Here is an 18,853-nt window from a genome sequence, read left to right as displayed (position 1 = left end):
CGCGACCCGGGGGCAGCCACGTCCGTGCTGAAGACGCCGAGCGGCCCCACCATTCCGCTGACCAAACTGGCCCCGGAAGCCGCCCTGCGGCGTCTGGAGCTCGCAGTGGTCCGTCGTCTGGAGGGTTTTCTCCATGGTGATCACCTGGGGCTGCTTCCCGGACCGGGATCCGACACCAACGATGCCCGCCCCTACCAGCCGGGTCAGGACGATGTCAGGATGATGGACTGGGCCGTGACGGCACGCACCACGGTTCCCCATGTTCGCGACACCATGGCTGATCGGGAACTCGAGGTGTGGGGACTGCTCGACGTGACCCCGTCGATGAACTGGGGCACCGAGGGCATCACCAAGCGTGATCTGGGCATCGCCGCCATCGCCACGATCGGCTTCCTCAGTCAGCGGATGGGAGATCGTTTCGGCGGGCTGATGATGCTGCCCGACCGTATCAAACGATTGCCAGCCCGCTCGGGACGGACCGCCCTGTACGGGATGCTGCGGCAGATGCTCACCGAACCCATCGTGCCCGACAACGCCCCCGGTGACTTGGAACTGGCGGACGGTATCGAGCAGATGGCACGCTCCCAGCGTCGCCGCGGCATGCGGGTGGTGGTCTCGGATTTCCTGACCGCGGGTGAAGCAGAGCTCGACCCGGACCGTCCACCGCCCTGGGAACGGGCGATCAGGCGATTGGCGGTTCGTAACCAGGTGCTGTGTGTCGAGGTGGTGGACCGGCACGAGCTGGAGTTTCCCGACGTCGGTGAGATGCTGATCCGTGACCCGGAAACCTCATTCCTGCGCTACATCAACACGTCCGACCCTGTCGCCCGTCAGCGGATGGATGAGGCTTCTCGTGCCCAGCGTGAACGTATCAAGGTGGCGCTCAGACGCTCGGGAGCGGGGCACATCCAGCTGCGCACGGATCGCGACTGGGTTGCCGACATCGCGCGTTTCGTCCTTGGATACCGGCGGGTTGCCAGTGCCCTTCACGCCCCGCCGCAGGGGGTGAGTCGATGATGGACTGGCTGGCCTTCAAAACTCCTGAGCGTCTGTGGGCGCTGCTGGTTCTTCCCGCGCTCGTCATCGCCTACCTGGTGCTGATGCGTCTCAAGGGAAGAACGTCATTGCGTTTCACCAATACCGGGGTGCTGGGTCGGGTGATCGGCTCCCAGCGGAGGTGGACGCGACACCTGGCGGTTTTCATGTCGCTGTGTTCCCTGGTGGCGCTCACCCTGGCGTGGGCCCAGCCGCTCGGAACGGAGAAGGTTCCACGGGAACGGGCCACCGTGGTCCTGGTGATAGACACATCACTGTCCATGCAGGCCACCGACGTGGAACCGAACCGGTTGGACGCGGCCAAGGCGGCAGCACAGCAATTCGTTGACGCACTGCCCGACTCCTACAATGTCGCCCTGGTTTCCCTGAACGGCTCTCCTTCCATGATCATGCCGCCCACCACGGACCGAGGGGCGCTCACCAGAGCCATCAGCACTCTCGAGCTCAGGGAGGGAACCGCCATCGGGGACGCGTTGGACCAGTCACTCAGAGCCATCAGCGAAGCCCCTGCCCCCGGGGACGATTCCGAACCCGCCCCGGCAATGATCGTGATGTTGAGCGATGGTGGCAACACCGCGGGAACGGATCCAGCGGAAAGCGCGACCCGTGTACAGCAGGCCGGTGTGCCGGTGTTCACCATTGCCTATGGAACCGAGAACGGTTATGTCGATCTGGAAGGGAAGCGCTACAACGTCGCCCCGGACAACGAGGTTCTCCGGTCGATCTCCGCGACCACGGGCGGGGAGTCGGTTTCCGCGGACAGCGCGGACAGTCTGAAGGACGCCTACAAGAGGATAGGTTCCTCAGTGGGCGCGGAAGAGGTGAGGAAACCGGTGACCGCGCAGTACGCGTTCGGGGCGCTGGGTTTCGCCGTGGTGGCGGCGTTGGGGGCCGTGATGATGGCTGCGAGGTGGCCGCGATGACGACACTGGTTCTCGAGTTCATGCAGCCCAACCGTCTGTGGGCGCTGGCGCTGATCCCCGTCATCGCGGGGGTCTACTGGTACCTGGCCAACCGGCTTCCCCAGTCGCGGACCCCGAACTCGCGGCTGAGGCTCGTCATCCCGAAGGATGCAGCCTGGAAACGCCACGGAGCCGTGTTGTTGGCGTTGCTCAGCCTCGCTTCGCTGGTGATCGCATGGGCGATGCCGAAGGACTACGGAAGGCAGGCGCGGGACCGGGCCACCATCGTCGTCACGATAGACGTGTCCTGGTCCATGGAGGCCGATGACGTGGCCCCCAACCGGCTCGAGGCCGCGAAGGAATCGGCAAAGAAATTCATTGCGAGCCTCCCGGAGCGCTTCAACGTCGCGCTGGTGACCTTCGCCGGCACCGCGGACATCAACGTTCCCCCCACCGTGGACAGAGGCGTGTTGAATCGCGCCATCGACGGCCTCCAGATGGCCCCTTCCACCGCGATCGGAGAGGCGATCTACACCAGCCTCGACGCGCTGAAACTGGTGCCACCGGATCCCGACCATCCCGATGAGACGGCTCCTGCCGCCATAGTGCTGCTCTCGGACGGGGCTTCCAACCTTGGGAGGAACTCAGCCACGGCGGCCGAGCAGTCGAAACAGCTGGGTGTTCCCATCCACACCATCGCCTACGGAACGCAGGACGGCTACATCGAATCCAACGGTAGGCGGGAACGTGTGGCCGTGGACCACCATGAGCTCTACGTCGTCGCCGAGAATTCCGGGGGCAAGAAGTTCTCGGCCGAGTCGGCCGGCGAACTCAGCGAGATCTACCAGGCGATCTCATCCGACCTGGGCTACGAGCTGGTTCCGATGGAGATCACGGACCAGTATGCGGGGCTGGCGATCATCTTCGCGATCCTCGCCGCCATCGGCGTGATCTCCCTGGGGGCCCGCTGGCCCTGATCCGTTTCCCCTTCCCCTCAGGGGTCGAGGTTCTCGATCGGCAGGACGGGAACGTCGTCGCTGAGCGGCAGGCCGAAAACCTGTTCCAGGAAGGAGAGCTGGGATTCCAGTGACTGTTCGCGGGCCGCGAGCGAGCGGAAACCGTGGCCCTCGTGCTCGAACGTCACCAGCGCCAGGGGAAGCCCTTTGGCGCGCACCGCATCCGCCATGTCGAAGGCCTGCCCGGGCGGCACGACGCGATCCTCCAGGCCCTGCAGAATCAGCATGGGGGCATTGAGGCGGTCGAGCCGGGTGATCGGGGAACGTTCCCGGTAGACCTGCTCTCCTTCCGGCCATGGGGCGACCAGGGCGGAGGTGTAATGGGACTCCGCTTTGTGGGTTTCCTCGACGAGACTCCGCAGATCCCCGATGCCGTAGGAGCTGATGCCGGCGGCGAAGAAATCGCTGGTCACCAGGGCCTGCAGGGTGGTGTAACCGCCCGCGCTGCCACCGGCGATGGCCACACGCCCGGGATCCGCCAGCCCCTCCCGGCACACGTCACGGGCCGCGGTAACCACGTCGGCGACATCCAGGACGCCCCACCGCCCCTTCAACCGGTCCCGGTAGGCGCGGCCGAAACCGGTGGAACCCGAGTAGTTCACGTCCAGCACGCAGATCCCGCGGGACACCCAGAACTGGATCAGTTTGTCGAAGCTCGGGTAGTGAACGGAGGTGGGGCCGCCGTGGGTGAGAACGAGCATGGGCGGTGCTGCTGCGGCATCTGGAACCGGGTAGAACCAGGAGTGCACCGGCCCCGCCGGTCCCTCGGACCAGCGACAAACGGGGCGGCTCAGATCCGCCAGCGGTTCGGAGGCCACGAGCTCGGTTCGTTCCCCGGTGGGGGAGATGCGCACCAGGGAAGCGGGACGGTCATCCCATTCCGCTATCGCGAACAGATCCTGCCCGGAAGATGCCAGGGACTCGATCATGGCCGTCCCCGGCAGTGGATGGGTGACACTGCCGCTGCGCGGATGCCACAGCGCGAGCGTGCCGCGGCCGTCGGCGATCTGGACCGTCGCCAGCAGGTCGTCCCCCACTGCGCATGCGGGTGGGGCGTCCAGCACCCACACCGGGATCGAGCAGTCGTGAGGGGTTCTCCAGATCAGCGTCCCCTCTCGGTGGTGCACCACCCAGTTCCAATGGCCGGACCCGTCCGTGACGTAGGCAAGGGAACCGTTCCCGAGCCAGACCGGGTGCTGCGCGCTGACCCCGGGCTTCCCGAAGACCCTGTCGACCTGCCCGGGATCGTCAAGTTTCGTGGCGCACACCGAGGCCTCGTCCCAGCTCATGTTCGGGTGCATCCACTGGAACCAGGCGAGGCGACCATCACGCACCACCGGGCCCGCGTAGAAATCGGCGCCACTCACCAGCACACGACCTCCGTCGCTGTTGCCGGAATCCAGGTCAAGAGCGACGATTTCGCTGCGTTCCTCGGGGGTCGCCTCGTGATCCTCACGGACCGCGAGAAGCAGCCGGTGTTGGGGGTCCAGGGCCAGCCCGCCGTAGCGAAACCGGGTGCTCCCGGGGGTCAGGGGGCGGGTGGTTTCCCCATCCAGGAGCCACAGCCGTTTGGTGAAATCGTCGCACCACGCCACCAGGGCGTCAGCCACCGCGTAGGCGCCCCCACCGTACTCCATCACCCGGGAACGAACGTTGAAACCGGGGGTGATCTCGGTGATCCCGTCTTCCCGCCAGCATCGAATGGTCACCCGGCCGTCCTCGGCGGCGATCCCCGCCAGCCAGAAAACCCCGTCCCCATTGGCCCGGACCTGGCGGATGGAGTCCGCGCCCGTGAGGGCCTGATCGATGGACATGCGCTGCATGGTCACAGTCTATGGCCGGCACCGCCGCCTCTTGTTGTGCCTTTCCCGTAGCTGTAGCACAATTGACACCGCTTGGAGTCGAGACGGATCGCAGGGGAAGGCAATCCGGCCGAGACCCAGGAGAACAACATGAACGCTTGCACGGCTACCGAGAGCCTGCCCGGGGCGCGAGGGATGATCTTCATCCACTCCACCCCGGCCGCGCTGTGCCCGCATCTGGAATGGGCAGCCGCCTCGGTGCTGGGGGCGGGGCTCAACTGGCAGTGGAGCGAACAAAATGCCGAACCCGGCTCTCACCGGGCCGAACTCTCGTGGTCAGGACCAACTGGTTCCGGGGCCAGGTTGGCGTCTCGTCTGGCCGAGTTCGGCCGTATTCGTTTCGAGGTGACCGAGGATGCCGTGCTCGGCGCCGAAGGAACCCGTTACTGCTACACCCCGGCGCTGGGGCCATTCGCCGCGACAATCGGGGTGCACGGCGACATCCTGGTTCCAGAGGACCGCATCCGCCACGCCCTCGACACCGCGTCCGCCAAGGGAATGAGCGCTCACCAGGCCATGGAACGACTCCTCGGTACTGAGTGGGACGAGGAACTCGAACAGTTCCGGTACGGATCGGAGGATGCACCGATCCGCTGGCTCCATCAGGTCGTGTGAGAACGAGCCGGGCATGAGCTGGAGCTGGACGTGCCCCCGACACGCAGCGTGTCGGGGGCACGTCCAGCTCTGGCGGTCAGCCGGTGACGTTGGCGTTGGTCACGGTCACGGCCACATTGGAGCCACCGAAACCGAAGGAATTGTTCACTGCGGCAAGGTCACCTTCAGGAAGTCGACGCGGCTCGTTCACGGCGATGTCGATGGGAAGCCCGGGTTCCAGATTCTCGATGTTGATGGTCGGGGGCACGACCCGGTTCTTGAGAGCCATCACGGTCGCGAAGGTCTCCAGAGCACCCGCACTGCCGAGCAGATGGCCGCTCATAGATTTCGTGGAGGTTACGATGCACTCGTCCACGGCGGAACCGAGGGCGGTGGCAATGGAATTCGCCTCGGTGATGTCGCCCTGTGGGGTTGAGGTGCCGTGGGCGTTGATGTGTTTGATGTCGCCGGGTCGGAGGTCCGAGGCCTGCAGGGCCTTGAGCATGGCGGTGGACTGACCGCGGCCCGTCGGTTCGGGCTGAACCATGTCGTGATTGTCATTGCTGATTCCGGCCCCGGCGAGGGTGCCGTAGATGCGTGCCCCGCGTGCGCGGGCGTGCTCGAGGGTTTCGATGACCATGATGACGGAACCTTCACCGAGGACGAATCCGTCGCGACCGATGTCCCAGGGACGTGAGGCATGTTCCGGGTCATCATTGCGGCGGCTCAGGGCCTGCATCTGGGCGAAGGCGTTGATGGGCAGCGGATGAATGACACCCTCCGACCCCCCGACGACGGCGATGTCGCAGCGACCCAGTCGGATCTGGTCGAGGCCGAGCGAGATGGCCTCATTCGACGATGCGCAGGCGCTGACGGGCGCGTGGACACCGGCCGCGGCACCGAACTTCAGGCCCAGGTTGGCGGCGGGTGCATTCGCCATGAGCATGGGAATGGTGAAGGGGGAGACCCTGCGGAGTCCCTTCTCCTTCTGGAGATCCCAGTTGCCGAGCAGCGAGTGCAGGCCACCGATGCCGGTACCGACGCACACGGCCAGCCGATCCGGATCGAGGGAATTGTCATCGCCGGTTTCGAGACCGGCATCCCTCCAGGCCTCCTGCCCGGCGACCATGGCGAGCTGCGAACTCCTGTCGAGACGACGGGCCTCGATCCGATCGAGTTTCTCGGTGGGGTCGCCAGCCGCCTCTGCCGCGAACGTGACGGGCAGCGGCTTCGCCCACTCGTAGGGAAGGGTGTGCACACCGGAGTGGCCGGCGAGCATGGCCTCCCAGGTGCTGGGGGCGTCTACGCCGAGTGGGGTGAACGCACCGAAACCGGTGATGACTACCTCGGTCATGTTGAACTCCTGGGATCTGAGGTGCTTTCGCGTGGATTGAAAGGAGTGGTGGGGGCGGCGAGGACGGGTGCCACCCCCACCGGCCGATCTCAGGCCTGGGCGCGCTCGATGTAGGCGACCGCATCGCCCACGGTCTTCAGGTTCTTGGAGTCCTCGTCGGGGATCGAGACGCCGAACTTGTCCTCGCAGGCGTAGATGATTTCCACCATGGAGAGGGAATCGACGCCCAGGTCATCGACGAAGGACTTGTCCAGCTGGACGTCCTCCGCCGCCACGCCTGCGACGTCGTTGACGATCTCGGCGAGGTCGGTGCGGATCTCTTCAGTGCTTGCCATTGCTGTCTCCTTGTTGGTCGATGGCTGGTTGGGTCATGGAAGGGTGACGACCTGGCCCGCGAAAACGAGCCCGGCGCCGAAACCGATGATCAGGGCGGTCTGCCCGGATGCGGCCTCGCCCGATTCGAGCAGGGCCTCCATCGCCAGCGGAATCGAGGCCGCTGACGAGTTGCCCATGTGTGTGATGTCGCGGGACACCACCACGTTCTCGGGCAGTTTCAGATGGCGCAACATCGAATCGGTGATCCGATTGTTGGCCTGGTGGGGTATGAAGACGTCCAGTTCCCCGGGAGTGATCCCGGCTGCTTTCACGGCTTCGAGGGCCTTGGTCGTGATGTAGGTGGTGGCCCAGCGGAAAACGGTGCGGCCGTCCATGCTGATCAGGGGCATCCGCTGTTCCGGGTCGGTCACATCGGCCCAGTCCTGGATCTGGATGGTGAGGGCCTGGGAGCCGTCGGAGCCCCAGACGACGGGACCGATGGCGGGCTCGTCGCTCGGGCCGACGATGGCGGCCCCGGCGCCGTCGGAGAACAGGAAGGCGGTGGTGCGATCCTCCAGGTTGACCATGCGGCTCAGGGTCTCGACGCCGATGACCAGGACGTTGGTGGCTGCCCCGGAACGCACCAGCGATTCGGCGATGCTGATTCCGTGGCAGAAACCGGCGCACGCCGCCGAGATGTCGAAGGCGACCGGACCGGCGCTCAGGCCCAGTTCATGGGCGACGTAGACGGCCAGTGAGGGGGACTGTTGGAAATGGGAAACGGTGGAGCAGATGATCCCGTCGATCCGGGACGGCTCCAGCCCGGCGCGGTCAAGGGCCTTGCGTGCCGCGGCCACCGCCATGAACAGGGGGGTTTCCTCATCGGTCGCCCAGCGACGTTCCTGGATGCCGGTGCGCTGCTCGATCCACTCCGGGGTGGAATCGATGATGGTGCACATCTCATCGTTGTCGACGACTCGCGAACCACGGTAGCCGCCGACGCTCAGGATACGGGCGTGGCGGCTACCGGTGGAGGGGGTCAGTGTCATGTCGCGGCCTTTCGGGCGGTTCGGTGAAGCAGGGGTAGGGGTTTCAGGCCTTGGCCGAGTGGGTCTCGCAGAATGCGCGGGCCTCGTCCACCTGGTCCGGGGTGTTGAGTTTGAACAATTCGACGTCCTTGAGGTTGCGTTTCGCGATACCCGTCAGGGTGCCCGCGGGCGCGAGTTCGAGGATTCCGGTGACGCCGAGACCCGCCATGGTCTCCATGCACAGATCCCAGCGAACCGGGTTCGCCACCTGCCGGACCAGGCGCTCCAGGTACTCGCGCCCCGAGGTCACGACCGCTCCATCGGCATTGCTGAGGAGACCGGTGCGAGGATCCTCGGTGGGTACGGCCGCCGCCAGCGCTTCCAGACGGGCCACGGCGGGGGTCATGTGATGGGTGTGGAAGGCCCCGGCGACGCTGAGGGGTTTCAGCCGGGCGCGGTGGGGGGCGTTGTCGGCCAGGGTTGCCAGCTGCTCCGTTGTGCCTGCGGCGACGATCTGGCCGGGGCCGTTGTTGTTGGCGGGAGTCAGACCCGCTGCCTCGATGGCCGCCAGCACCTCTTCGCGGTCTCCTCCGATCACGGCGGTCATGGAGGTGGGTGTGGTGGCGGAAGCCGCGGCCATGCTGCGGCCTCGTTCCCGGACCAGCACCATCGCGGACTCGACGGAGATCACCCCTGCCATGGCCGCGGCGGCGAGTTCACCCACGGAATGCCCGGCGACCACATCTGCACGCTCGGAAACATCGGGGTGCAGCTGCTCAGATGTGGCGAGTGCGGATGCGACCAGCAGGGGCTGTGCCACCGCGGTGTCCCGGATGGTCTCCGCATCCGATGTGGTTCCGTGGGCCACGAGGTCGATGTCGGTGATGGCACTCAGCCACTCGAGGCGGGTCCTGAAGCTGGGTTCCTCCAGCCAAGCGGCGAGAAATCCGGGGGTCTGGGCTCCTTGGCCCGGAGCGACGATAGCTAGCACGAACCCAACTCTGCCCTCTCGCTGACGATGTGTGTGGCTGTGAAGGTGACGAAAATGACTCTGAAGGGATTGTGGGATTCCCACAAGAACGGGTCTGACGGGCGTCGATGTTCGGGATCACTCCTGGAGGCGTCCCAACGTGATTGCCAGCCTCAGAACGTAGGCTTCTCGCGCATCCGTCGGGTTGTACCCCGTCACGTCCTGGATCCGCCGCAGGCGGTAGCGGACGGTGTTGGGATGGATGAACATGGCTCGTGCCGTGGCCTCCATCGAGGATCCGGCGTCGAGAAAACCGATGCAGGTATCGAGAAGCTCCTTGGCCCCCTTGAGAAGACCGAAGATGTCGCGGGCCAAGGTTCTGCGGGCGTGTCCGTCACCCGCGAGTGCCCGCTCCGGAAGCAGGTCGTGCGACAGCAGGGTCCTGGGGCCCTCGGGCCATGCCCGGGCTGCCCGATATCCGGATGCGGCGGACCTGGCGGAGGTGGGGGCCCCGCGGAGCCCTTCCGCGAGCGGGCCGATCACGATGGGACCGGGAGCGAAGTGTGGCTCGAGCTTTGTCACCAGGGCGCATGCCCGAGCAGGGTCGGTCAGCACCTCACCAGCGAAGATGCACACGAGACGTTCACCTTGGGGAGCCGCGAGCACGTCCAAGGAGAGTCGCGCAGATGCTCTGCGCAGTTCATCGACCCGCGGATCCTTGGGGGCGCCCGCCATGACCACGATCGTGGGGGCCTCGGAATCCCAGCCGAGGGTGGATGCCCTCGACGTGACGGATTCATCGGCCTCGGCCCGGACCACCGCGTCGACGATCGTTGCCTCGATGCGGGAGTCCCAGGCTCCCCGCGCCTCTGCGGCGCGTGCGTAGACCGCGGCTGCCACGAAAGCGATCTCACGGGAATAGTGCACTATTCCCAGCTGCAACGGTTGTTGGTCCGCGCGTGGCAACAGAAGTTGGATCTGTTCCTCCACGACATCGGTGGTGGTGCGCACCAGGTCGACCGTCTGTCTCAGGGAGATGCGTCCTGCGAGAGCCCGGGGGGCGGAGTCGAAGACCGACTCGAAGGAGAAGGCCGAACCACTGACCCAGTTCACGAAACCGTCGATTCCCCCCCGGGCCAGCACGTTGATCCAGGACCGGGATTCGGCATCGAGTTCCGCGAACCATGTGTGCCGAGCCTCCAAGGCCGTGAGGGTGGCGGTGTTCATGGTCGCTGTGGTGGCCCGCAGTCGTTTCAGGATGGCGGCTCGGGATCGAGCTGACGATACGGTGGCGGGAAGAGTACCCGGCCGTGCGGGCTGATGAGCGGTCATGGTGGCTGCCAGCCTACTCGGTCCGGGGTGGATGGCCGTCATGGGAGCGGGGTGGTTGATCAGGTTCTCGGCCAGGAGTTCTCTATCTCGGTCAGTACGTCCCGGGAGGACTTGTCCAGCGAGATCCAGTCCGTCATGCCGGTCCAGAAAGTTCCGGTACCGACGGCTCCCGGCATCTGATCCGACGCGTCGAAACGGAGAACGCTGCTGTCATTGGTGATCAGTTCGTAGGAGAGCCTGTCGATGGGAGACGACAGGGTGGAGGGATCAAGTTTCTTGTTCGCCGAGATCCATCCATGTCCCGTGACCTTTGCTTTCGTGTTGCTGAACTCAGGTGAGGTCAAATATGCCTGAAAAGCCCGCACCTCTTCACGGTCGTTGAATGCCGCCGCGAACTCACCGCCGACGAGGACCGGTTGTTCCGTATCGGTTTTGCCGGGGAGGAGGAAGGCGAAAATGTCGCCGTCCTCCGAGATCTTCTTCTCGGTGGGCCAGTTCACTTGGTAGAAGGAGGCCTGACGGTGCAGGAAGCAGGTGTTGTCAAGTATCGGCAGGCCTGCGGCTGTGAAAGAAGTGGTAGCGATGGATTTCACGCTTCCCAGTCCGCCGTTCACATAGGTTTCATTCTTCAGAATGCTTCCCGTTTGGTCCATGGCGGCAACCACCCGGGGATCGTTGAATGGAATCCTGTGTGAGACCCACAGGTCGTATTCGTCCGGGCCTGCGGTGCGCAACATCATGTCCTCGAGCCAGTCGGTGGCCGGCCACCCGGTTCCGTTGCTGGCTTGGATTCCCGCACACCAAGGTTTTGCGTTCGGATGCTCCTCCGCGATCCTCTGGGTCAGGGTGATCAGTTCCTCCCATGTCCGGGGAATCTGGTATCCGTTCTCCGTGAAGGCGCGCGGCGAGTACCAGACGAAAGATTTCACGCTCGCCCCCACGGGAACCGCATAGATTCTGTCCTCAACGGATCCGTACTCTTTCCAGACGTTCCGGTAATTGGCGTCGAGGTTTGTCAGGGCTTGTCCCTGAACTTCTTTGATCCTGCCGGGAAAACGGGTGATGAGACTTCTCAGCAGGCCGGGCTGTGGGAAATAAGCGATGTCCGGTGGGGCGTCGGCGTCGATCTTGATGGGGAGCTGGGTCTCGAACTCACGGGACCCTTCGTAGTTGATCTTGACTCCGGTGCATTCTTCGAATGGCTTGAAGGACTCGATGTGGGACTGGTCCTCGGGGGAGACGATAGGGGCATAGACATTGACTGACCTGCCCTGCAGGTTTCCGTATTGTGTGAAGGTGGCGCATCCGCTCGGAACGTCGCTTGGGCTGTTCGTGGGCTCTTCCAAGGGGGTGCTGCTGCAGGCGACCAGGGCGAACAAGGAGATGATGCTCAAGGTGGCGACAGCAGCCCGTTTCTTCAGGCGGAACATCCCTGTCCTTTCCGTTGGGGCGAAACATGACTCCACCCGGCCACCTTGACATCGTGTGAACAGGTTTGCAAGCCGGACGGGGCGGCCGCGGCCCGGTGATAATTCGCGGACCGGCTGTCGCGCGGTATCTTTGCCTCTACCGTGCACATCATCGCGACGAGAGGACTCACGTGAGCATCCAGGACCAGGTCGGGCCGATCCTCAACGGCCTGCCGACGAACCTCCCGGACACAGATCCGGGAGAGACCGCCGAGTGGCTGGAGTCGCTCGACGGGGTGATCGAGCACGGCGGTCGCAACCGTGCCCGCTATGTCATGCTGAAGCTGTTGGAACGGGCGCGCGAGCGCCACGTTGGGGTTCCCTCGCTGACCGGCACCGACTACGTCAACACCATTCCGACGGACAAGGAACCGCCCTATCCGGGGGACGAGGATCTGGAACGTCAGATCCGCCGCCTGCTCCGTTGGAACGCCGCCATCACCGTTCACCGGGCCCAGCGTCCGGGAATCGGTGTCGGCGGACACATCTCAACCTACGCCTCCGCCGCGACCCTGTACGAGGTGGGGATGAACCACTTCTTCCGGGGCAAGGACCACCCGGGAGGCGGCGACCAGGTGTTCTTCCAAGGGCATGCCTCCCCCGGCATGTACGCCCGGGCCTTCCTGGAGGGGCGCCTCGAGGAGGCGGACCTGGACGGGTTCCGTCAGGAGCACAGCCACATCGTCGACGGCAGGGTGCGGGCCCTGCCCAGCTACCCGCACCCCCACCAGATGCAGAACTTCTGGGAGTTCCCGACGGTCTCCATGGGGATCGGCCCCATGAACGCCATCTACCAGGCGCAGTTCAACCGTTACCTGCAGAACCGCGGCATCAAGGACACCTCCCAGCAGCGCGTCTGGGCGTTCCTGGGTGACGGTGAGATGGACGAACCCGAGTCCCGTGGCCTGCTGCAGCTGGCAGCCAACGAGGAACTCGACAACCTCACCTTCGTGATCAACTGCAACCTGCAGCGCCTCGACGGTCCGGTGCGCGGCAACGGCAAGATCGTCCAGGAACTCGAGGCATTCTTCCGAGGGGCGGGTTGGAACGTCATCAAGCTGATCTGGGGCCGGGGCTGGGACCCGTTGCTCGCAGCGGACAGTGACGGCGCACTGGTCACCTTGATGAACACCACGACCGACGGTGACTACCAGACCTTCAAGGCCAACGACGGCGCCTACGTGCGCGAGCATTTCTTCGGGCGCGACGCCCGCACCGCGGCCATGGTCAAGGACTGGACCGACGATCAGATCTGGGCGCTGACCCGCGGCGGCCACGACTTCCACAAGGTCTACGCCGCCTACAAGGCGGCGACCGAGTTCACGGGTGCGCCCACGGTCGTTCTCGCCCACACCATCAAGGGCTACTTCCTGGGCCAGCACTTCGCGGGCCGCAACGCCACACACCAGATGAAGAAGATGGCCCTCGATGATCTCAAGGCGTTCCGTGACCGTGTGCACGTGCCGGTCTCCGATGCCGTGCTCGAGGCCGATCCCTACCGCCCACCGTACGTGCGGCCCGGGGCGGAGGATCCGCGGATGCAGTACCTGCAGGAACGCCGCCGCGCGCTTGGTGGCTACGTGCCGGAACGCCGAGGGGATCGCAAGTTCATCTCGCTGCCGGGCGAGAAGGCCTACGAATCCGTTCGCAAGGGCTCCGGCAAGCAGGAGGTGGCCACCACCATGGCGTTCGTGCGCCTGCTCAAGGACTTGATGCGCGACAAGGCATTCGCTCCGCGCGTGGTGCCCATCATCCCCGACGAGGCGCGCACCTTCGGTATCGACGCCTTCTTCCCGACCATCAAGATCTACAATCCCGGCGGCCAGAAGTACACGCCCGTCGATGCGGACCTGTTCCTCAGTTACCGGGAGGCCACCAATGGTCAGATCCTCCACACCGGGATCAACGAAGCCGGTTCGATGGCGGCCTTCACCGCCGCAGGGACCTCCTACGCCACCCACGGCGAGCCCATGGTCCCGATCTACGTGTTCTACTCGATGTTCGGGTTTCAGCGCACCGGCGACTCCATGTGGGCGGCCGGCGATCAGCTCGCTCGCGGGTTCGTGATCGGGGCCACAGCCGGTCGCACCACTCTGACGGGCGAGGGCACGCAGCACATGGACGGTCACTCACCGGTCCTGGCCTCCACCAACACCGCCTTCGCCGCCTACGATCCCGCCTACGGCTACGAGCTGGCGCACATCGTCCGCGACGGCCTGCGCCGGATGTACGGGGAGAAGCCAGAGAACGTCATGTACTACCTCACCGTCTACAACGAGCCCTACGTGCAGCCCGCCGAACCGGAGAACGTGGACGTCGAGGGAATCCTGAAGGGCATGTACCTGTTGCGTCCCGGATCCTTCGACGGGGTCGGCCAGGATGCCCGCCGCGCGCAGATCCTCGCCTCCGGCGTTGGCGTGCCGTGGGCGCTTGAGGCCCAGCAGTTGCTCAAGGACGACTACGGAGTGGTCGCGGACGTCTGGTCCGTCACGTCCTGGGGTGAGCTGCGTCGCGAGGGACTCGCCCGCGACAAGGCCAGGTTCAACGACCCGTTCGGGGAGCACGCCCCCACCTGGGTCGAGTCGAAGCTTGCCGGCACGCAGGGCCCCGTCGTCGCCGTCAGCGATTACATGCACGCCGTGCCGGACCTGATCCGGCCCTGGGTGCCACGCGAGTACACGACTCTCGGTGCGGACGGGTTCGGTTTCTCCGACACCCGGGCGGCTGCTCGGCGCTACTACAACATCGACGGTCATTCCATCGCCGTCGCGGTGTTGCAACAGCTGGCCCTGAAGGATGAGATACCCCGCGAATGGCCCTTGGAAGCTGCCCGGCGGTACCGCCTCGACGACGTCACCGCAGGAACCTCCGGCAAGACCGGGGACGCCGAGTGAGGCCTTGAAACTGATTCGATCTGATCCCCCGGGTGCACAGGGCCCGGGGGATCTGGCAGGCTAGATCCCGTGGGACACATAATTCAAGGGGAAGTGTCGTGACCGTGGCGCGGGGAGCCGAATTGCTCGGGCTGGACGCCGGTATGATCGTCCAAGAACTGGGGTGGGACGAGGACACCGATCCCGAACTGCGCGATGAGATCATGGACGTCATTGACGCCGACATGATTGAGGACGCCATAGAAGCGGTGGACGTGGTCGTTCTCTGGTGGCGGGAGGATGACGGTGACGTGGTCGACGGACTGGTGGATGCGATGAAGGATCTGGCGGCCACCGGTTTCATCTGGTTGCTGACCCCGAAGGTCGGAAGGCCCGGTTACGTCGCTCCGAGCGACCTGGCGGAGGGAACCGCAACCGCAGGCCTGTCACTGACCAGTTCCGCAAACGTGTCGCCGGACTGGCAGGCACACAAGGTGGTTCGCCCCAGGGGAGCCGCTCGACGTTGACACCCACCTCGGAAGGAGCGTGGAAATGACCGCCAGAACGAGAATCGGCGTGCTCACATCGGGTGGGGACGCCCAGGGCATGAATGCCGCTGTGCGCGCGATCGTGCGGGGCGCTATCCAGGCGGGCGCTGAGGTCTTCGCCATCCAGGAGGGTTGGCAGGGAGCCGTCACGGGTGGCGACCACATCAAACAGATGGGCTGGAACGACGTCTCCGGGATTCTGAACAAGGGCGGCACCGTCATCGGAACCGCACGCTGCCCCGAGTTCCGGGACCGCGAGGGACGCAAGGCGGCGGTGAGGAATCTCGTGACCTCCGGCATCGACCGTTTGATCGTGATAGGAGGCGACGGGTCTCTCACCGGCACCCGCCAGCTGCGCCTGGAGTGGGGTGAGCTGTTGGCTGAGCTGACGAGCAACGGCGAGCTTGAGTCGGAACTGGCCGAACGTCACCCTGTCCTCCAGATCGCGGGGCTGGCCGGTTCGATCGACAACGACATGGTCGGCACTGACATGACCATCGGGACCGATTCCGCGTTGCATCGCATAACGGAGGCGATAGACGCCATCTCCGCCACTGCGGAGTCTCACCAGAGGACCTTCATCATCGAGGTGATGGGCCGCAACTGCGGTTACCTCGCGTTGATGAGCGCCATAGCCGGCGGCGCGGATTACACCTTTCTGCCGGAGTCCCCGCCCCGGGACGGTTGGGAGGACCGCATGGTCGATGTCCTCGCTCGGGGAAGGCAGGCCGGGAGACGCGACTCGATCCTCGTGGTCGCCGAGGGTGCCGCGGACCGGCAGGGTGAACCGATCACGGCAAACCGTATCCGCGACATCCTCAAGGAGAGGAGCGGGGAGGACGCCCGGATCACAATCCTGGGACACGTTCAGCGTGGCGGGAAACCATCGGCCTACGATCGGTGGATGGCGACCGCATGCGGGGTTGAGGCGGTTTCCGAGGTGCTCGATGCCGGTGTCGAGAGCGAACCCGTTCTCGTGGGTGTCCACAATGACAACGTCGACACGCGACCCTTGCTGGCCTCCGTGGTGGCGACCCGCAGGATCGCCGATTACATCGCTGAAGGTGACTACGAGGCCGCCATTTCTTCTCGCGGGCCCGGGTTCCAGATGATGATCGACATCTACCGGGCCATCACCGAGGCGCGACCATCCGTCGCGGATCCCGCGGGCAGGAGAATCGCGATCATGCACGCCGGGGCGCTGGCCCCGGGTATGAACCAGTTGGCGAGGGTCGCGGTGCGCTCCGGTATCGACCTCGGCTACCAGATGCTTGCGGTACGTGGTGGAATGCCGGGCCTGATCGAGGGCAACTTCGACGATGTCGACTGGGCCGATGTCGAGGGCATGGCCCACACCGGAGGAGCGGATTTCGGGACCCGTCGCTACGTCCCCTCGGAAGCCGAGCTCTATTCGATGGCGCGTCAACTGGAGGACCATCAGGTGGACGCTCTCCTGGTGATGGGTGGGTACCACGCCTACGCTTCGGTTGATCTGATGGAGCGGGAACGCCGGCGTTATCCTGCCTTCAACATTCCGATCGCGGTGGTGCCGGCGAGCATCGACAACAATCTTCCGTGCTGGCCGATGGCAGTCGGGGCGGACACAGCCCTCAACACGGTCGTGGATGCGATCGACATGCTGCGGATGAGCGCCTCGGCCAGCAGACGGGCGTTCATCGTGGAGACGATGGGCCGCGGCTGCGGTTTCCTGCCGCTGGTCGGGGGCCTGGCTGGGGGAGCCGAGAAGGCGTATCTCCCGGAGACCGGGATAACCCTGACCGAGCTCGAGACCGACATCAAGGCACTCGTCGACGCATTCGACTCCGGGCGGAACTTCTACCTGGCCGTGGTGGGGGAGGGGACCAGCGAGCACTACACCACCGAGGTGTTGGGCAAACTCTACGAGGCCGAGGGGAAAGGCAGCTTCTCCGTGAGAGAATCCGTGGTCGGACACCTGCAGCAGGGAGGCACCCCCTCGCCGTTCGACCGCATCAACGCCACCCGGCTGGCCTGGAACGCCATCGGGTACCTGGACCGTCAGCTGCGGACCGGATCCACGCAGTACGCCGCTGCACACGCCGGTGTCGATGGCTTGTTCGCCGCATTGCGTGACGTGACGGAGGACATGGACTGGGAGCGCATGCGTCCTCGTACCCAGTGGTGGCGGTCCCTGCGCAAGCCCTTCGATGTCCTGAGCCGCCGTCCCGGCCAGAAATGACCGGGCAGGTGTCCGTCAGCAGAGGGGAAGGGCGACCCCGAAGTTGAGGCTGACGGTGCAGTTCATGCCCGCCAGCTCTTGGCGAGCGGCGGTGCCGCTGCTGACGGAATCCGGGATGATGTTGCGAAGAATCAGGACGTGGCTGTCGTTGGCTCGCAGCAGGAGAGTGAACGTGACCGTGTTGGGCACGTTGTCCTTGACACGGGTTCCGTGGAAGCCGCACGTGACACCCGCCCCCTGAGCCTGGTTGATGCCAACCGAGACGGCCGGCGTGGCAGTGATGTCCGTGAACCGTTCCTGCTGTCCACTCGACAATGTTGTGCAGGCCGAGGCCAAGTCGCTGAGATCGCTTTTGGGAGTCACCGAGGTCACCTGCAGGAGGATCCCGGTTTCGGTGTGGTGGAGTCTCGTCACCAGACGGCCGGGCTCGGGCAGCGGCAGATCATTGACGTACTCACTCCAACCGGCGGGGACGGAGAACTTGGTGTCGTCGAGAACCTGCTCGCTGCTGGCGGGTTTCGCGGCCTCGGTGTTCTCGGGATCCGGGGATCCCTGCGTTTCCTGTGATGCGGCTTCGAAAGGCCAGAGAGAGGCGAACTCCCAGGCGCCGCGGGTGCTCCAGAACCAGATCGTGATGCTGAGCGCGATGACTAGAACTCCGGTCAGGACCGCCAAGCCGATCCGTTTCACCCTGCCCGAGAGATCGGGTGTGACGGCCCGGGCCGGGACGACCCGCCGGTCCTCCTCGTTGGTGGTGTTCGGGGAGGATGGCGACGAGGGGTTCGGGTCGGATTCGTGGGCGTGCTCCGGTGGGTCGGCCTCCACGTCCACAGCAGAGGCCCGGCTCCGGGCCTCTGCAACTGCCCAGAAGTCGGAGACCGGCTCGGGCCCGGGCCTGGCGGTGGAATCCGGCCAGGAGTCTTCCCGGTGTCCGCGGCCGTCGACGTGCAGTGGCGCCGGGGTGTCGTACGAATCCTGACTCGGTTCGTACCAGTGTTCGGGCTCGGGGTCCATGAACCTGCGAGCCCCTCTGCGCGCAGGTTCCGGGTCGAAATCGGGTTCTGAAAGTGAATGCCGCCCCCGGGATGGAACCGGGTCGATCGTCTTGGCGTGCCGGGCGGACGCCCCGTAATCAGCTGACCTGCGGGGACCGGTGGGCCACGACGAATCGTCCGTCATCCACTTCCCTTCCCGTCCGCCTGCTCAAGAATTCAGTCTAGATCCCCGGTGAGCTCTCGTCATGTGTCGCACGTCCGAATCGGCTGCTTCCAGGACTTGAACCGCTCGTAGGGACATCGTGGACCGAACTCTGTGAG

The 18,853-nt window shown here is 65.2% G+C and carries 15 protein-coding genes; 7 read left to right on the top strand and 8 right to left on the bottom strand.

The features are described from left to right. The first annotated feature begins 24 nt into the window (after positions 1 to 24). The 3 genes from E0E39_RS07410 to E0E39_RS07400 are packed head-to-tail and all read left to right on the top strand — an operon-like array spanning position 25 to position 2,935. Positions 25 to 1,017, top strand: coding sequence for a DUF58 domain-containing protein (locus E0E39_RS07410; RefSeq protein ID WP_425470706.1), 993 nt, complete (start codon positions 25 to 27; stop codon positions 1,015 to 1,017). Then, complete coding sequence (locus E0E39_RS07405) at positions 1,014 to 1,979, top strand: VWA domain-containing protein (protein WP_130874161.1); 966 nt, start codon at positions 1,014 to 1,016, stop codon at positions 1,977 to 1,979. Before E0E39_RS07410 ends, E0E39_RS07405 begins: the two co-directional genes overlap by 4 nt. Then, positions 1,976 to 2,935, top strand: coding sequence for a VWA domain-containing protein (locus E0E39_RS07400; RefSeq protein WP_130874160.1), 960 nt, complete (start codon positions 1,976 to 1,978; stop codon positions 2,933 to 2,935). Before E0E39_RS07405 ends, E0E39_RS07400 begins: the two co-directional genes overlap by 4 nt. 17 nt (positions 2,936 to 2,952) lie before the next feature. Here E0E39_RS07400 and E0E39_RS07395 read toward each other — a convergent pair whose 3' ends face one another. Continuing rightward, positions 2,953 to 4,797 carry an alpha/beta hydrolase family protein gene (locus E0E39_RS07395; RefSeq protein ID WP_130874159.1) on the bottom strand — a complete coding sequence of 615 codons (1,845 nt, stop codon included), beginning with the start codon at positions 4,795 to 4,797 and terminating at the stop codon, positions 2,953 to 2,955. 129 nt (positions 4,798 to 4,926) lie between these two features. Between E0E39_RS07395 and E0E39_RS07390 the strand changes: the two genes are divergently transcribed. After that, entirely contained in the window at positions 4,927 to 5,451 is a 525-nt protein-coding gene (locus tag E0E39_RS07390; protein ID WP_207302447.1) for a DUF3145 domain-containing protein, read from the top strand. Between the two features lie 76 nt (positions 5,452 to 5,527). Here the strand turns inward: E0E39_RS07390 and E0E39_RS07385 are convergent, their stop codons facing one another. The 6 genes from E0E39_RS07385 to E0E39_RS07360 all read right to left on the bottom strand — a co-directional run bounded on the left by E0E39_RS07385 (position 5,528) and on the right by E0E39_RS07360 (position 11,859). Next, positions 5,528 to 6,784: a beta-ketoacyl-[acyl-carrier-protein] synthase family protein gene (locus E0E39_RS07385; RefSeq protein ID WP_130874158.1), complete on the bottom strand. Its 1,257-nt coding sequence runs from the start codon at positions 6,782 to 6,784 to the stop codon at positions 5,528 to 5,530. Between the two features lie 89 nt (positions 6,785 to 6,873). Next, positions 6,874 to 7,119 carry an acyl carrier protein gene (locus tag E0E39_RS07380; RefSeq protein WP_124841575.1) on the bottom strand — a complete coding sequence of 82 codons (246 nt, stop codon included), beginning with the start codon at positions 7,117 to 7,119 and terminating at the stop codon, positions 6,874 to 6,876. 33 nt (positions 7,120 to 7,152) lie between these two features. After that, positions 7,153 to 8,148: a beta-ketoacyl-ACP synthase III gene (locus E0E39_RS07375; RefSeq protein ID WP_130874157.1), complete on the bottom strand. Its 996-nt coding sequence runs from the start codon at positions 8,146 to 8,148 to the stop codon at positions 7,153 to 7,155. A gap of 43 nt (positions 8,149 to 8,191) precedes the next feature. Beyond that, on the bottom strand, positions 8,192 to 9,118 hold the full coding sequence (locus E0E39_RS07370) for an ACP S-malonyltransferase (RefSeq protein WP_130874156.1): 927 nt from the start codon (positions 9,116 to 9,118) through the stop codon (positions 8,192 to 8,194). A 117-nt stretch (positions 9,119 to 9,235) separates the two neighbouring features. Next, on the bottom strand, positions 9,236 to 10,324 hold the full coding sequence (locus tag E0E39_RS07365) for a PucR family transcriptional regulator (protein ID WP_130874155.1): 1,089 nt from the start codon (positions 10,322 to 10,324) through the stop codon (positions 9,236 to 9,238). 164 nt (positions 10,325 to 10,488) lie between these two features. Then, positions 10,489 to 11,859, bottom strand: coding sequence for an ABC transporter substrate-binding protein (locus E0E39_RS07360; RefSeq protein ID WP_165444682.1), 1,371 nt, complete (start codon positions 11,857 to 11,859; stop codon positions 10,489 to 10,491). Positions 11,860 to 12,029: 170 nt separating this feature from the next. Here E0E39_RS07360 and aceE point away from each other — a divergent pair, with 170 nt between their 5' ends. The 3 genes from aceE to E0E39_RS07345 all read left to right on the top strand — a co-directional run bounded on the left by aceE (position 12,030) and on the right by E0E39_RS07345 (position 17,537). Continuing rightward, positions 12,030 to 14,792, top strand: a complete 2,763-nt coding sequence (gene aceE, locus E0E39_RS07355) for a pyruvate dehydrogenase (acetyl-transferring), homodimeric type (protein ID WP_130874154.1) — start codon at positions 12,030 to 12,032, stop codon at positions 14,790 to 14,792. Between the two features lie 98 nt (positions 14,793 to 14,890). Then, a complete protein-coding gene (locus E0E39_RS07350) occupies positions 14,891 to 15,298 on the top strand; it encodes a DUF3052 domain-containing protein (RefSeq protein WP_425470621.1) in 408 nt (135 codons plus the stop codon). Between the two features lie 25 nt (positions 15,299 to 15,323). Continuing rightward, positions 15,324 to 17,537 (top strand): 6-phosphofructokinase, encoded by a 2,214-nt coding sequence (locus E0E39_RS07345; RefSeq protein ID WP_130874153.1) that lies wholly within the window; start codon positions 15,324 to 15,326, stop codon positions 17,535 to 17,537. A 15-nt stretch (positions 17,538 to 17,552) separates the two neighbouring features. Here E0E39_RS07345 and E0E39_RS07340 read toward each other — a convergent pair whose 3' ends face one another. Then, entirely contained in the window at positions 17,553 to 18,551 is a 999-nt protein-coding gene (locus E0E39_RS07340) for a hypothetical protein (protein ID WP_130874152.1), read from the bottom strand. Positions 18,552 to 18,853 lie beyond the last annotated feature (302 nt).

The organism is [Pseudopropionibacterium] massiliense (assembly GCF_900607225.1).
GTDB classification, from domain to species: domain Bacteria; phylum Actinomycetota; class Actinomycetes; order Propionibacteriales; family Propionibacteriaceae; genus Arachnia; species Arachnia massiliensis.
The sequence above is the reverse complement of the archived record's forward strand: the minus strand, read 5'-3'. Positions and strand labels throughout refer to the sequence as shown.